This window comes from Alteromonas sp. 4NS20-0143 (assembly GCF_057542855.1).
Window position 1 is genome coordinate 105,609 of record NZ_BAAJLR010000004.1, and the last position, 15,701, is coordinate 121,309.

The window sequence follows — 15,701 nt, forward strand, 5'->3', positions numbered from 1 at the left end:
CTGCAAACCCAAATTAAGCATACCACTAATCACCTTTTAGGTAAGTGAGAAGTGTTGGTTATTCAATATAAGGCTTTTTTTATTTAAAAATATTTATCATTGGGTTTTACTGTCCTATGCTTAAGTTTTGGGCGCTTACTCTGCGGTATTTATGGCAAGTCTCATCACACATATTCGGGTCTACTTTTTCGTATTCGCCATAGGTATTTCCACTGCCAGTCATGCACTCACTATCGACGATATTGTTTCCGCTAGAAATGAAGGTAATTTGGATGTAGCTGAAGAGATGGCCCAACAGCTTCTGTCCGAAGCTAAGTCTTCCGGCAATGTATCGCTGCAAGCCGATGCAGTATTTCAAATAGGCCGGAACGCGATGGAGCGAAACAATTATCCAAGCGCACAACAATCGTTGAGCCAGGCTTTAAGCCTGTATCAAAATTTGGATAACCAGTCTGCTTTGGCAAGCACTTACAGGCAGCTGGGTTTAATATTTCGGTATCAATCAAAGTATTCTGCCGCGCTAGAATATCTCTATATGGCACTCGCCACGTTTCAACAATTAGAAGAAACGCGCAAAATCGCCTCGGTACACAACGACCTAGGCATTGTCTTGGAAAAAATGGGGCAGTTGACTGAAGCTGCAACTTATCTCCAGCTTGCTTTAGAAACTAACCATCAGCTCAACGATTCTTCTGGTATTGCATCGGCACTATACAATTTAGCGGATATTCGCCGTGTAATGGGCGATCTTACCTTGGCGTTAGATTATTTTGAGCAAGCACTAGCGCTGGATGAGGCATCTACCAATAAGAAAAATATTGCCTATAGCCGTTACAAAATCGGCTTTGTGAATATGCAAATGGGCAACTTTTCACTTGCACGTGAAAATATGCAAGTTGCCTACACTCTCTTCATAGAGATAGGCGCTAAGCGTGATGTAGACTGGGCGTTATCGGGGCTGGCGGAGCTAGATTTCAAAGAAGGCAACATTGAAATGGCGCTAGAGCGGGCAACGGCTATCATGAAGCGAGCTAAGGCAAACAACTACAACAGCTTGCTCATGGATATTTACCTGCTACTTGTTGATATTCAAATGTACAACAAAGCTTATAGTGTGGCTGAGACATCAATTGAGAAAGCGCTGACTCTCGCTCGCACACTTGAAGAGGCCAGTAAAATTTCACAATTACTTGCCTCAAAAGTTCAGGTGCATGAACAGCTTAACGAGCTGGCCGCCGCATACACTTCATTAAAACAGCAAAAAGCGTTAGACGATTCGCTGCTTGATAAAAAACGTGTTGATGCTATTGCGAGTATTCAAGCTCAAACCGAATTTGTTCGCCGAGAAAACGAGATTACGCTGTTAAAGCAACAGCAAGCACTAGAAAACGTTCAGGAAGAAAAAGCCCGTGAGCAGAAGCTATTTATCGTTATCGCCGGTGTAGCCGTTTTACTCTTTGGGTTTTTGGTTTTTTCCCGAGTCGCCCAATCACGATATACGCGGAAGCTAGAACACGAAGTGAAAAAGCGAACTGTCGAGCTTCAAATAGCAAACACAGAATTGGCCGAGTTGAGCCTAACCGATAATTTAACTGGCCTTAAAAACAGGCGGTTCTTAGAGCATCAAATTGAAAAAGAAATCCTTAAGGCCTCCCACAAATCCGCTAGTTCAAAAGATAAAAGAGAGCCGCGTGAACAAACCGTTTTATGTCTTTTTGTCATCGATATTGATAACTTCAAAAGCATTAATGATACCTATGGTCATGTTGCAGGTGACTCAGTGTTAAAACAAACCGCCGAGCGTTTGCAGCAGGTAATGCGAGCGTCAGATTATTTGGTTCGTTGGGGGGGGAGAGGAGTTTGTTGTCGCAGCCCATTTCAGCCACCGTCAGATGGCGAGCGATTTAGCCGATAGCATTATTCATAGTATGCGGGGTGAGCCTTTCTTCGTAGATGACAATAACCGCGAAACAATCACCTGCAGCGTTGGCTTTTCCTGTTTTTCTTATCAAGCAGATTTACCCAGCGATAACCGAATGTCTACGTTGTTTGGCATTGCTGATAATTGTTTGTATGCGGCTAAAGCCGCAGGGCGAAACCGCTGGGTTGGTATTACTGAATGGAATCAGCCTGTTTCAGCTAAATTGCCTAACACTATTGACGCACTCGAAGCACTTGATAAGCAAGGCGCGCTTTCGCTATCAAAAGCTTAAACGTAACCGCGAGAGATTACGCGTTGCGTGTTGAAGCACTTACGCTGTACTTACGCGAAAGGCGACTTATTGCAATGCCACCTATTAGCCCTGGCAAAACCCAAAACGCATACTGCCATGCACCAATATCGCTAAATAAGGTGCGCCCACCAAATGCTGCAAACGCAGTGTAAGCCGCAATACCAGACCCAATATAGCCACCAAGATGCTCTACCAACCATGCTTTCGGCGCTACCTGTTTGGCGAAAATAAAACGCAGCTGGCTTATACTTAATGTTAGCCCTAATGGTGCAAAAACGAGCATTAAAATATGTTGGTGCATAATGCCGATAACCCCAATAAACAGGCTAGTTGCAGTTAACAGTACCGCTGGTGCAATGCGGCTAATACGGCGAAGCGACTGGCGGCTTTGCTTGGCGTCTAGCGCCCATTGCCCCATCATGACCGATGCATACATTTGTACCGCCAAATGCAGTAAAAATATGGCGAAGCGCTGTAAGTTGGCCACAGCAGCAGGGTTGTCTGCCAAGTTAGGGTTAACCGTAACGGGGGCAAATAGCCACACGCCAGCTAGCACCACACCGCTAAAAATAGTCCACTGCATAGCGTGGCGATAATGAGCGCCAAATTTACGATGATTCAACGCCCCTTTTTTAGCGGTAACAGGAACCCAAAACAATATTAAAGCAATGGCGCCGGTAAGAATGTGGCTGTACAAAACAATTTGGTATGAAATAGTCATTGTTATCTCTTCTTTGTAAACTTGAGGTGATAAGTTTACCGAGATGGGCAAGGGCGCATCAGTGCACAAAGTCACTATCGCAATAGTGACTTTTGGCCTATTCCAATAGCAGTGAAATTACCCAATACTAAGCGCTATGACATTATCTCAATTACGTATTGCTCCAGAACAAAGTGGAGCGCTAGTCACCATATTGGTTGTGGCTAGCACCAATGCCTGGTTACTCGCGGGCTCAGAGAGCGTAAGCACCACTCAGTTTGTGGCTATTATGTTGTGCTTTGCGGTTTTTAGCTTGGTGTTTTTATTGATAAGCCAAGATGAACCCTTTGGTCACGACAAACCGCTTCGTAGTGTATTGGTCGGCATTGAATATGCGCTGGTAGTGGTACTCTTTTCCCTAAGCCCCATGACCTTTAACGCTATTATGCTGGTGATTTGGTCGGCGCTGTTACCGTACTTTATGCCGTTTAAACGGGCGCTATTGCTGTCGCCACTCTGGTCGGCCGTGCCCTGGTTGGTTTTTGGTTGGGTTTGGCAGTCTAATAGCAGTTTGTGGATAAACGTCCTGTTATTCTGGACGTTTAATTTATTCGCACTGGTTATGATGGAAAGCCGTAAAAACGCAGAGCGCCAAACCCAGCGCGCCGAAGAAGCGAACAGGGAGTTACGGGCGTTACAAGATTTAATGCAGCAGGCGAGTCGCAAAGAAGAGCGTACCCGCATTGCCCGCGATATTCACGACTTGGTAGGGCATCATTTAACGGGGTTGTCGCTGCATTTGCAGGTGGCCTCACGCACAGCATCGCCAGATCAGCGCCCCGCTATAGACCAGTGCTTAAGCATTGCCAGGCTGCTACTCGCCGACGTGCGCGAAGCCGTATCAGAAATGCGTGAATTTGGTCAGCTTAATTTACTGCAAGCCCTTGAGGCCCTCACCGAACCACTGAAAAATAAGATTCAGGTAGAGGTTGACTGCCACACTGACATCAGTAATTTAACCCTGCTACAGGCCACAAATTTACTGCGCTGTATTCAAGAAAGCCTGACTAACACTATGCGCCATAGCCGGGCCGATGAACTTGTTATCAGTATTTATAGCAACGCTAATCAATTGCACATAGACATAAAAGACAATGGCGGCAGTTCAAGCGCCAGCCCTAGCGCGAATAATGTTGTTAAGGGCAATGGGTTAAAAGGTATTGAAGAGCGCATGAGCGAGTTAAACGGCACTGCGACATTCAGTAACAGCAATGCAGGTTTTCATACTTCGCTACTACTGCCGGAGGCGAGATGATTACTAGCGCCGAAGGCGAAATGATTAAGGTATTAGTAGTAGACGACCAGCAACTATTGCGACAGGGGTTATGCAGCCTACTGGGTCTTTCTGACAAAGTAGAAGTGGTAGGCCAAGCTAATGATGGCGTAGAGGCTATGAACTGGCTACGCGATAACCCGAATGGCGCTGATGTTATGCTGTTAGATATTCGCATGCCGCGCATGACAGGTATTGAGCTGCTCGAAGCCCTCAACAAGGCAAACGCGTCTATTCCACGTATTCCCACTATTATGCTGACGACCTTTGATGATCATGAAAACCTGATGGGCGCACTGCGTGCTGGCGCAAAAGGGTATTTGTTAAAAGACGTGTCGCTAGAAACCCTCGTAGAAGGCATAGAGGCTGTTAATGCCGGTGAATCACTGATTCAGCCTGCCATTACCACTACGCTTATTAACAGTTTACAGGGGCTCAACACGCCCTGTGACGAACCCGAGCCTATTGAGCCGCTATCGAGTAAAGAGAAAGAAATTTTGCGCCTAATGGCTTCTGGCTGCAGTAATCGAGAAATTGCCGCAGCGCTACATAAATCGGAAGGCACAGTAAAAAACCAAGTGTCGACTATTTTAGCTAAGCTAGGCGCACGCGATCGCACTCGTGCCGTGCTTCGGGCGGTAGAGCTTGGCATTTTAGGTTAGTGCTAATTGCGCTATCGCTTAATTTAGCTAAATCAGCTAAATCAGCTAAATTAGCTAAATTAACTAACAGCAGTAGGTGGGTTTCTTATGAAGTCAGTTTCGGCGACAGAAGCGAAGAATAATTTTGGTGAGCTACTACTTGGAGCCCAGGCTAGCCCTATCTCGATAACGCGAAACGGAAAAGAGCAGGGCGTTTTATTGTCAGCAAACGATTATGCTTTACTCAAGAAAAAGGCGATGCAAGTTGCTGTAGATGAGGGTATTAGCAGTGGTTCGGCGGGAGAGCTGGATATTGAATATATTAAGCAAAGTGGCAGGAAGCTGTTAGGTAAGTAGCTTGAAATACTACAAGCTAATGCAGCAAGGACAGATTTGATTGAAATCTGGCTTTATGGCGCAGAAAACTGGGGAATAGAATGTGCAGACGCTTACTTAGATGAACTAGGCAGTTTCATAAAAAGCTTATGTGATTTTCCCGAAAAATATCGTCTACAAAAAAGTTATGTACCGTCGGTGAGAATCGGTTTGTACAGGAGTCACTTGGTCATCTATACCAATGAGATTGATACAATCTCGATAATTCGTGTCCTTCATAAGACCATGGATGTTCCAGGTCAATTAGATTAAAAGCAGGTCTGTCGATACGTTGACTTATTCTCAAGGTGAGTTACTTTTCCGGCATAAGATGTGGTGCAAGCAGCGGTCGTCTTGCCGATTCTTTAGGGCCATACCACTTCGCCAAATAATCTAAAATAACCGGCTCGGCGTCACCTAACGGCCACAGCTTTTGTGTGTCTTGCATCCATCGGATAGTTTCTAACCAGCGTTTTTTACTCATGGCGTTTTGCGTAATAAGCGAGGTTGAATGGCACGCACTACAGTGGGCTAAAACTAGGTTCGAGCCTTCAGCTATCACTAACCCTGATTGCGGGTCTACTGCGGGTTCGCTTGCTTCTGCACTGCTCGCAAACATAGCGCTAAGCCCAGTTAAGCAAAGCGCAATAACGAACGAGCGTAATGCTAACGGCATAGTGAAGCTCCTGTTATTGGCAGCGGTGTAAATTGTTTATCTTTCATAGTCTACGCTACCACTTTTACCGCAACGCGATGACACGCATTGTTTAAATAACCCTTTGGGTTCCAGCCAGGCAACACCATGGGCTGGGCTTTACCTGTTTCATCCACCGCTTTTGCCCATATTTCGTAGTAACCTTTTTGAGGGAACGAAATACGGGTAGAGAAGTGTTGCCACGCATGTCGGTTTGTGGGGCGAGATAGCTCGGCTTTTTGCCAAGTTTGGCCAAAGTCGATAGAGGTGAACATGTCTTTTACGCTGGTAGAGCCGCACCATGCATGCCCCCTCACTGCTAACGCTTTTGAAAGCTTTTGCTCTACGCCAGATTGAGGGTAGGTGATAAGCGATTTAATCGGCATGGCCTCAATAATACACATTTCATCATCGGGCACGGTTGTGCCTGGCGCTACGGGTTCACACGGAACGCGGTAAGCTTTACCCAGCATTTTTGCGCCATCGTGCACTTGGTTTCGAATAACAATTTTACTTAACCATTTGCCCGATGTTGAAGCAGGCCAGCCCCCAAACACCAAGCGCAGCGGAAAGCCATTCATAATGGGTAGCGGTTCGCCGTTCATTTCCCACGCAATAAGCGATTCATCTTCCATGGCTTTACTAATAGGAACACCTCGGGAGATTGCGGCCTTGCCGGGCGTTCTGCTTAAATGCTGATCGTTGCCATAATAGCCAATGTATACCGCGTCATCGTTTACGCCCACGGCTTGCAATACGTCTTTTAGCCGAACTCCCGTCCACTTAGGGCAGCCTACTGCGCCGGTGGTCCACTGGTTACCTGTAGCCGCAGGAGAAAATTCTGCTCGGCCGTTACCGCCGCACTCTAACGTAAGCTGGTAGGTGTAATGCTTAAAGCGTTGTTTTAATTCGTTTAAGGTGAATGTTGTAGACTGCTTGGCCGATTCACCCTCTATGGTGAGTGTCCATGTATCAGGGTTGGGGGCGCTTGGCACAATTCCGTTATTGCGTACAAAAAGGCGATTGGCTGGCGTTACCTTGTCATCCAGCAGGTGTGCGGGTGTTTCTGCATTTACGGGGCGGTCGTTTAACACCACTAGCCCGTCTTTACCTGCTATTTCAAAGGGGGTGTCCGATTGTGCAAAGGCAGCAGGAATAAGCCCTGATGGCATGAACTGTCCGTAAACTACTTCGGCGCCAAGCAGTACCGACAGTGTTTTTAACCCAGATAAGAAGCCTCGACGGCTCATTGGGTTACTGGTTCTGCCAAATACGGTGAGGTCTGCTTTTTCAGCATCGTTGGCGTAAAGTTCATGAAGGCCACGTTTTTTCACTGCTTTTACCTTTTAAAATTACAGACGTTGGTTTGTATCGCTACGCTAGCTAAACAGGCGGTTTATAGAAAGTACAAGTAGCCTAAAATGAGTAACGCTATCCATAAGGTTTCAGTCAAAATCATCATTATGGGAAGGGCGCCCACTTCGGCAAGTTTACCTAAGTTCGACTTCATGCCAATAGCGGTAATAGACACCACAAGGAAAAACCGCGATACCTGCGAGCCTGTTTCAACAATGTATTCAGGTAACGTCACAAAGCTATTGAGCAGCATCATGGCAATAAAGCCCACCAAAAATAGCGGCACTTTAGGTACGTCGCTCTCATTCATTTGCTGCTTTGCAGTATAAAAGCGCTTTATTACCAGCATCATAATAAGTACTACCGGCATTAACATGGCTACGCGTACAAGTTTGGTAAGGGTAGCCATATCACCCGCCTCTTGTGATACTGAATACCCTGCGCCTACTACCTGTGCCACATCGTGAATGGTGCCACCTAAGAATATGCCTGCGTTAATATCATTCATACCCATTTGCGATGCAATTATTGGGTACACAATCATGGCAATGGTAGACATGGCAGTAACGCCAATGACGGTAAGAAGAGTGTCTCGCTCGTGATTTTCCCCTTTGGGAAGAATAGTGGAAATAGCAAGGGCCGCCGACGCGCCGCAAATGGCTACCGAGCCTCCAGTTAGGGCACCAAAGCGTTTTTGTAAACCAAAGGCTTTTGCAAGAAAAACACCTAAAACAATGGTGGTGAATATAGCGCCAGCCAGCATAAGGGCGGTTTGCCAACCCAGTACAATAAGATCGCCAAGTGCCACGCGTAAGCCTAGCAGAACAACACCGGCGCGCAGTAGCGTGCTAGCAGTAAAGTCTATTCCGCACGAGCACGGCGTGTCTTGCTGATATAGAAACGACACGGCCATACCTAGCAGTAACGCAAATAACATAACGGGGGCGTTGTAGTGCTCACCAAGGAACAGCGCTGCCATTCCGGTAATAGTGGCAATACCTAAGCCCGGCCAAATGTTTTTACATTTTACTGCTAGGTCGTTCATAACAATTATCGGTCTGCGGCAACTAAAGCCACCAACACAACCCGTTTTCTATCTCCAGAATAAGGGCGGCGTCCGTGCATAGTGCGATAATTATCAACTACCGCGACATCACCATCTTGCCATTCAAGGTCGAAGGTAAAGTCTTCAGCAAGTTCAGAGGCGCGTTCTAACCCTTCTTTGGGAATATCACTGCCGTCGCCAAATGTGATGGCCGATGACGGGTTTTCTCTTACGCCTTTCCAGCCCATGTAAGCGGCTATAAGCTGGTTGTAAAATACTTCAGAGCCATCAGCCATTTCTACCACTGCAGGCAGTACGGGCGTAACGGCTTTTAAACTACCGTCTGCCATCCATTCCCAGCTGTATCCTAGCTCGCTTAATTTGGCTTCGGCTTCTTCAACCGTTTCTACGCTTAACGTGCTTTTCCAGCTTCTACCTTGGCCTGAGTTTGCATCGTCTGCGGCGGGCATAGTGGTAGTGTACTTCAAACCTTTTTGTTTGAAGTCATCGGCTAACTGTGGGTTTTCTGCCTTCAGTGCTTCAAACAGTTTGTCTGAGCGACACAGCGGCGTAGCGCCGCCTTCATCAGCGGCCGACTGACAAAAGAAAAATACCTTACTGGGAGAAATAGGCGTTTGCGCCATTTCATGATGTAAGAATATTTCTACGTCTTTCGGGGCTTCGTTGGCCGTAAACACGCGCTCTGTAAAGTTTATTCTTACCGCATTAGACAGCGACTCTTGGTACGTGAAGTTTGGATAGCCAAAGCCGGCTGAAAAAACGTCAAATACTTCTGCACTATCGAGTGGGAACCCGCGAAACAACAGGGCCCCTGAGCTTGCTAATTTGGCTTCTAATTCCGATTGGTTTGCTTTAACAAAGGCCACCGTGTCTGAAACGGTTTCACAATTCGTATTATTTACGACAATAGACGGAAATACATCATCGTTGTAACGATGCTGAGTAGCCACATTGGCATACGTAACCTCTGAGGTTTCTTTGACGTTTTTCATTAATAAGCTCCTAGTCGTAAATAGGGTGGAAACGATTAAATGCAGCTTCGCAGAAATGCCCAGGATCGTTAAAACGGCGGTTCATGTTGAGCGACGAAATGGCCTGCATTTCTTCATCGCTTAAGCTGAAGTCGAACACAGCAATATTCTCTTTCATACGCTCAACTTTTGAGGTTTTAGGTATGATGGCGTTACCGCGCTGAATGCCCCATCGTAAAACGATTTGAGCAGGCGTTTTACCATGAGCTTCTGCTGCTGCTTTCACAACGCTTTGCTCTAAAACAGACTCGGTTTTATCAGCCATTTCTAGCTCTAAATAAGACAGCGCGCCAAGGGGCGAGAATGCCGTTACCGAAAGGCCGTAATTTTTGGCCAGTCGTATTAGTCGTTCTTGAGTAAGGTAAGGGTGAGACTCAATTTGCAGCATAGAAGGCTTGATGCGAGCGTAGCTCATTAAGTCGTTAATAAGACCACTGTTGTAGTTACACACACCTATTTGTTTTACCGAACCGGCATCAACAAGCTTCTCCATGGCTTCCCATGTTTTATAAAGCGGCACCGGCGCAAGTTCCATTGTCGGCTCTGCAGCTTCTGGATCGTAAAACCACTCTGGCGGGTAGCGAGTTTCAATGGGAACAAACTTTTGCGCTATAGGAAAGTGAATGAGGTACAAGTCGAGATAATCTAGCTTTAAGTCGCTTAATGTTTTATTAAGCGCTAGTTCAACATGCTCTGGCGCGTGAAAGGTGTTCCAAAGTTTTGACGTGATCCACAACTCTTCTCGCGAACAAATACCTTCAGCAATGGCGCGAGCAATTCCCTCACCTACTTCTTTTTCGTTACCGTAATCGGTAGCGCAGTCTAAATGGCGATATCCTGCTTTAATTGCTTCATAGGTTGTATCTGCACAAATGGCTTTGTCTACTTTCCAAAAGCCAAATCCTACCTCGGGTATTTTGTCCATTACGTTATTCACCTTATATTTCACATATTTTAGCTAACTGTATTTTAATAATACATTAGTCTTGTATAAGACATAAGTTATTACACAGGCCGAGTTAAGTCAACAATCTGTTAACAAAGTTAATGATTTGCGGGTGGTGTGCTTAATATGAAAGCGTGTAAAAAAGTGTTCAGGGAAAAGAAATTGTGTGTGGTGGGCAGGTATGCCTAAGCAGGGAAAAGGGAAGAAAGAGTAAATGAAGCAGATACTTAACGCAAAGAGGCAGAGCTGATTATACTAATCTAACTCTACCTGATAGTGGTAGTGATCGGTGCGGCATTTACTTTCGCGGTACTCAATAAGTTTTCCATCTATCGACTCAGTAACTCGGGTAACAAGCAAAAGAGGCGTGCCCTTTTCTACATGTAATGCGTCTGCATCGCTTTCAGATGCCAAAATCGCTTTAATGCTGTCTCGGGTTTTAAACACGGTTTGGTTATAGTCGGTCTGATAGAAGTGATAAAGCGTGTGAGGAATGTCTTCGCGGGTATTAATACCGGTAAACAGCTTGGCCGGAAGATAAACGGTTTCTAGCATGCAAAACTCATTGTCTAAAATTCGCCTGCGTATAAGTTTAATAACTTTGTCTTTAGCAGATAGCGACAGAGCTTTTTGCACCACATTGGTTGGCGCAACACGTTCTTTGCTGAGCAACTCCGCTTTAGGAAGGTCTGCACCTTTACCATCGGCTTGAAGAGGAAAGAAACGAAACAAGGCGTCTTGCGCAGTGTGCTCTGAAACAAAGGTGCCTACGCCTTGTCGGCGAGTAACAATTTTGGTGTCTGTGAGTAAGGTAAGGGCTTTGCGAACAGTGCCTTGGCTAACGTTAAATTCATCTGCCAGTTTAAACTCGCTCGGAAGCATTTCTCCAGGCTGCCATCTGCGTTCAACAATGAGCTGCTTAATATACTCGCCAACCTGCTGGTACAGAGGTTGAAAGGCGAGACTCGGCCCGCCGAGCTTATGGTCAAATTGAGATGAAGACATAAAACCAAAACCTAAAGTTTGTTTTTCTTTTGTTATATCATACACAAGATATATAGCGTACTTTTTACTAATTTTGTAACTATATTAAAAACACCGATATGGTCGCTAACAACGGCATCCTTTCTTTACTCACAGTAGTTTTTAATAGCCGCATTTGTTGGTAAAGTTTTAATTGCTGATTGACACCGTGGTTACATTTCATTAACTTGTGTCTTATATAAGACATTCAGAGCGATGAGCAAATGAGTAAGGCCTTTAGTGTTAGTGAGCCAGATTGGAACCAAATAGAACCGGCAGATATTACCCAAACACCTTACCTAGAGAATAACGATATTCTTATTGTACCTACTCAGTGTGGTGAGCTTAGGTTAACGATAAGCAATTTCGGGCTTCGAATTCAAAGCGCCGATGATAGCCAAGCTACATACGGAATGCTCACAAGTACGCCTGAAAAAGAGCCGCTCACGCTATCTGGTGATAATGACCAATTTACGCTAAAGGGTGGGAGCTATCGCCTAGAGCTATTTACGTCGCCGCTTCATTTTAAATTATTTAAAAACGACAAGCTGGTACAGCAAAGCGCCACCGACGGCCACTTTGTTCGTCAGCATCGTCTGCCCCCTTTTGCAAAAACCGATGCAGGTTGGTTAGTAAGTTTAGAGCTTGCCTATGATGAAGCCGTATATGGTTTAGGCGAAAAATGGGCAAAGCTAGATAAACGCGGTCAGCTTATTCGCTCATACAACCACGATGCCCTTGGTGTTAACGCAGAGAAGTCTTACAAAAACACACCTTATGCCTGGAGCCCAGAAGGATGGAACTTATTTGTTCATACACCTTCACCGGTAACCCACGGCGTGGGCTACGCGCTATGGTCTCAACGTGCTTATGTGTGCTTAGTTGAAGACGCTTTACTCGATTTATTTCTGTATCACGAAGACACACCAGCAAAAAGTATTAACACCTATAGCCAGCTAACCGGTTTTGCGCCAACGCCGCCAACGTGGAGCTTGGGCGTCATTCTTTCAAAGGCGTATTACAAAGATGCAGAAGAGCTACTAGCGGTAGCAAAAGAAGTACGAGAAAAAGAAATGCCGTGCGACGTAATTACCCTTGATGGTAGGGCATGGCAAGACACCGATACCCGCTTTGCTTTTGAATGGGACCCATCTCGCTATGCCGATCCGAAACCTGTAATAGATGAGTTAAAGGCTCTAGGGTTTAAAATTTGTGTGTGGGAATACCCCATGATTTCTGTGAAGAACCCGTTGTTTAAAAAGGCTGCCGATAAAGGCTGGCTAATAAAAGACAAACGTACGGGCGAGGCCTATCGCTACGAGTGGGATTTAAGCCCATTTGGTGAAGTACTTACGCCACTGCAAGATTCCGGTATTCTCGATTTTACCCACCCTGACGCCTACGAGTTTTGGAGAGAGTCTCACAAGCCTCTCTTCGATTTAGGTATAGATATGATAAAAGCCGACTTTGGTGAGCAGCTAGAAGACGACAATATGCTTTCGCACAGCGGCGATTCGGGTAATCGTCTGCACAACGTGTATAGCATGCTGTATAACCGCTGCGTGTACGAGGCCGCCGAAAAGTACTGTAAAACAGGCCCGTTTTTATTCAGCCGTTCTGCCTGGACTGGTAGTCAGCGTTATCCTTCACAATGGGGCGGCGATCCGCAAGCCGATTGGCAAGGGCTTGCAGCAAGCATTCGCGGTAGTCTGTCGTGGGGGTTATCGGGCGGGCCGTTCTTTGCCACTGATATTGGCGGTTTTTACAAAGATACCCGCGATGCCGAGCTCTACGTTCGCTGGACTCAAGCATCGGTATTCAGCGCTCACATGCGTCTTCACGGTATAGGGCCTCGTGAACCCTGGTCCTATGGTGAAGCTGCATCGAGCGCGGTGTTTGAAGCACTAAGTTTGAGATACAGACTTATTCCCTATTTACAAAAAGTAGCGCAGCAGGCCTCGAAAACTGCCTTGCCCGTTCAACGAGCAATGGTACTGGCGTTTCCTGATGAACCCCTTTCCCACGGCTTCGAGCAGCAGTTTATGTGTGGCGATGACCTACTCGTTGTGCCATGTGTGGTGCCGGGTGGAAAAATAAAATACTACCTGCCTAAGGGCGAATGGGTGCGCTTAGGTAGCGATGAGACTGTTAGCGAAGAAGTTATTAACGGTAATAGCTATAAAGAAGAAACGCTGTCGCTTAATGATATGGCTGTTTTTGTGAAAAAGGGCAGTCAAATTGAGCTTGGGCCAAACGTTCAGCACACCGATATGGACATGTCGAGCACCACCCTATGGCCGGCGCAATAGCGAGGAAGGAGTAGTACATGGACATCACCCTTACGCTATTGTCATGCGCGGCATTTATGATTTTAGTTGCCGTTATTTCTTACATGAAGACGAAAGGCGAGGTGAATACTCAAGATGGGTACTTCCTTGCTGGGCGTGGGCTTACCGGTACCTTTATTGCCGGTTCTATGATCCTAACTAACCTTTCCGCCGAGCAGTTAATAGGGCTTAATGGCTCTGCCTTTGGGTATAACTTAAGTGCCATGGCGTGGGAAGTTACCGCGGGTATCTCTACCATTATTATGGCGCTTGTGTTTCTGCCACGTTATTTGGCCGGCGCTTTTTCTACCTTACCCGAATTCCTTCGAGACCGATTTGACGACAGCGTGCGCCGCATGACCGTTGTGCTGTTTATGGTGGGCTACTCCCTCGTTACCATACCTTCTGTACTGTACTCGGGCTCTATTGCCGTGCTTCGACTTTTTGACGTACCTGGCTTACTAAATCTAAATTATGAGGCAAGCCTAGTAATAACCATTGTTGTAGTGGGAACCGTTGGGGCTTTGTATGCCATTTTTGGTGGCTTAAAAGCAGTAGCCGTGTCAGATACTATTAATGGCGTTGGCTTGTTAATTGTGGGTTTGTTAGTACCAATACTTGGTCTTATTGCATTGGGAGACGGCAGCTTTAGCCAGGGTTTAACCACCATTGCCACAACAGAAACCGAAAAGCTCAATGCAATAGGCGGGCCTGAGGATCCGGTTCCGTTTGGCACCATTTTTACCGGCATGATTTTGGCCAACCTCTTTTATTGGGGAACTAATCAATACGTGATTCAGCGCACCCTTGGCGCGAAAAATCTGGTGGAGGGGCAAAAAGGCGTGCTCTTTTCAGGGTTCTTCAAAGTGCTGGTGCCATTTATGATGATGCTGCCTGGCGTTATTGCTTACCATCTGTATCAAGATGAAAGTTTGCAAACTATCGACTTAGCGTATCCGCACTTGGTGAAGAACGTATTGCCCCAATACCTGTCTGGCTTTTTCTTAGCAGTATTATTAGGTGCTGTTTTCAGCTCGTTTAATTCGCTATTAAACAGTGCGGCTACCTTGTTTTGCCTCGACGTGTATAAGCCCTTTAAAAAAGGCAAAGTCAGCGATGAAAAAATTATACGGGTAGCAAAGATAACCAGCTTGGTTATTGCAGTTCTGTCTTTTATTACCGCACCGCTTCTTATGTTTGCGCCTGATGGTTTGTGGCAGATTATTCGCATATTTACCGGCTTTTATAACATTCCGGTTATTACCATTGTGCTGGTAGGTTTATTCACCAAACGCGTGCCCGCGTTAGCTGCCAAAGTTGCCATAATCTTCCACGTTATTGCGTACGGACTGTTGAAATTTGTGTGGGAAGTGGACATCAACTTCATTCATATTTACGGCATTTTGTTTGTCATAGAACTTACCATTATGTTGGTTATTGGGCGTCTGTATCCTATGGCCACGCCATGGCAATTTACATTAAAGGCTGAAGTTAATATGACGCCTTGGCGCTATGCTATTCCAAGCGCCATCATTCTCATCAGCCTTATTGCAACGCTTTACCTTATGTTCTCACCCATCGGCTTTGTGGGAGGGTTGAGTCAATCATTTGTACCTCTTTTAATAACCCTTTGGGCGAGCTGCTTTATTGCCATTGGCTTAAGTCTTAAATGGTGGCGTGTTAGATACGCAAAAAGTCTTAAGCGTTTAACGGCCAACGCCTAACCAATGCCTAATGAGTAGGTAGAGATGATCCCCCTCATTTCTACCTACCCCGCATTTACCAAAAACATGGCCATCAAAAAATAGTCAAAATATTAACATTCTATTTGCAAATGAATTTACAATTGTTTAACTTAAGTACTCTTATATAAGATACTAGATAAAAGATATCTTCTATACAAAACGGTGTAAAAAACAAAAGTTACATTGTGGTGCGTTTCACTAATAAAAATAAAACCTACATGCTTTGCGTC

The 15,701-nt window shown here is 45.8% G+C and carries 15 protein-coding genes; 8 read left to right on the forward strand and 7 right to left on the reverse strand.

Features of this window, described 5'->3' with window-relative positions; translation table 11 throughout:
• The first annotated feature begins 151 nt into the window (after positions 1–151).
• Both AC27HD_RS10750 and AC27HD_RS10755 read left to right on the forward strand, forming a co-directional pair.
• Positions 152–1,915, forward strand: coding sequence for a diguanylate cyclase (locus AC27HD_RS10750; protein ID WP_487105730.1), 1,764 nt, complete (start codon positions 152–154; stop codon positions 1,913–1,915).
• Positions 1,893–2,213 carry a GGDEF domain-containing protein gene (locus AC27HD_RS10755; RefSeq protein ID WP_487105732.1) on the forward strand — a complete coding sequence of 107 codons (321 nt, stop codon included), beginning with the start codon at positions 1,893–1,895 and terminating at the stop codon, positions 2,211–2,213. Before AC27HD_RS10750 ends, AC27HD_RS10755 begins: the two co-directional genes overlap by 23 nt.
• 16 nt (positions 2,214–2,229) lie before the next feature.
• Here the strand turns inward: AC27HD_RS10755 and AC27HD_RS10760 are convergent, their stop codons facing one another.
• Complete coding sequence (locus AC27HD_RS10760; RefSeq protein WP_487105734.1) at positions 2,230–2,955, reverse strand: hypothetical protein; 726 nt, start codon at positions 2,953–2,955, stop codon at positions 2,230–2,232.
• Positions 2,956–3,091: 136 nt separating this feature from the next.
• Between AC27HD_RS10760 and AC27HD_RS10765 the strand changes: the two genes are divergently transcribed.
• The 4 genes from AC27HD_RS10765 to AC27HD_RS10780 all read left to right on the forward strand — a co-directional run bounded on the left by AC27HD_RS10765 (position 3,092) and on the right by AC27HD_RS10780 (position 5,556).
• Positions 3,092–4,249: a sensor histidine kinase gene (locus AC27HD_RS10765; protein WP_487105736.1), complete on the forward strand. Its 1,158-nt coding sequence runs from the start codon at positions 3,092–3,094 to the stop codon at positions 4,247–4,249.
• Positions 4,250–4,269: 20 nt separating this feature from the next.
• The gene (locus AC27HD_RS10770) at positions 4,270–4,929 is read left to right on the forward strand and encodes a response regulator (protein WP_487105987.1); all 660 of its coding nucleotides are present in this window, start codon (positions 4,270–4,272) and stop codon (positions 4,927–4,929) included.
• 87 nt (positions 4,930–5,016) lie between these two features.
• A complete protein-coding gene (locus tag AC27HD_RS10775; protein ID WP_487105738.1) occupies positions 5,017–5,265 on the forward strand; it encodes a type II toxin-antitoxin system Phd/YefM family antitoxin in 249 nt (82 codons plus the stop codon).
• 6 nt (positions 5,266–5,271) lie between these two features.
• Positions 5,272–5,556: a type II toxin-antitoxin system RelE/ParE family toxin gene (locus AC27HD_RS10780; protein WP_487105989.1), complete on the forward strand. Its 285-nt coding sequence runs from the start codon at positions 5,272–5,274 to the stop codon at positions 5,554–5,556.
• Positions 5,557–5,596: 40 nt separating this feature from the next.
• Here the strand turns inward: AC27HD_RS10780 and AC27HD_RS10785 are convergent, their stop codons facing one another.
• The 6 genes from AC27HD_RS10785 to AC27HD_RS10810 all read right to left on the reverse strand — a co-directional run bounded on the left by AC27HD_RS10785 (position 5,597) and on the right by AC27HD_RS10810 (position 11,381).
• Entirely contained in the window at positions 5,597–5,902 is a 306-nt protein-coding gene (locus tag AC27HD_RS10785; protein ID WP_487105991.1) for a hypothetical protein, read from the reverse strand.
• 107 nt (positions 5,903–6,009) lie between these two features.
• Positions 6,010–7,227 (reverse strand): sulfite oxidase, encoded by a 1,218-nt coding sequence (locus AC27HD_RS10790; protein ID WP_487105993.1) that lies wholly within the window; start codon positions 7,225–7,227, stop codon positions 6,010–6,012.
• Positions 7,228–7,373: 146 nt separating this feature from the next.
• Positions 7,374–8,378: a YeiH family protein gene (locus tag AC27HD_RS10795; protein WP_487105740.1), complete on the reverse strand. Its 1,005-nt coding sequence runs from the start codon at positions 8,376–8,378 to the stop codon at positions 7,374–7,376.
• A gap of 5 nt (positions 8,379–8,383) precedes the next feature.
• A complete protein-coding gene (locus AC27HD_RS10800) occupies positions 8,384–9,391 on the reverse strand; it encodes a TauD/TfdA family dioxygenase (RefSeq protein ID WP_487105742.1) in 1,008 nt (335 codons plus the stop codon).
• Between the two features lie 10 nt (positions 9,392–9,401).
• Complete coding sequence (locus tag AC27HD_RS10805; RefSeq protein ID WP_487105744.1) at positions 9,402–10,355, reverse strand: aldo/keto reductase; 954 nt, start codon at positions 10,353–10,355, stop codon at positions 9,402–9,404.
• Positions 10,356–10,631: 276 nt separating this feature from the next.
• A complete protein-coding gene (locus tag AC27HD_RS10810; RefSeq protein ID WP_487105746.1) occupies positions 10,632–11,381 on the reverse strand; it encodes a GntR family transcriptional regulator in 750 nt (249 codons plus the stop codon).
• Between the two features lie 242 nt (positions 11,382–11,623).
• Between AC27HD_RS10810 and AC27HD_RS10815 the strand changes: the two genes are divergently transcribed.
• Positions 11,624–13,708: a glycoside hydrolase family 31 protein gene (locus AC27HD_RS10815; protein ID WP_487105748.1), complete on the forward strand. Its 2,085-nt coding sequence runs from the start codon at positions 11,624–11,626 to the stop codon at positions 13,706–13,708.
• A gap of 17 nt (positions 13,709–13,725) precedes the next feature.
• Positions 13,726–15,450, forward strand: a complete 1,725-nt coding sequence (locus AC27HD_RS10820) for a solute:sodium symporter family transporter (RefSeq protein WP_487105750.1) — start codon at positions 13,726–13,728, stop codon at positions 15,448–15,450.
• The last annotated feature ends 251 nt before the right edge of the window (positions 15,451–15,701 follow it).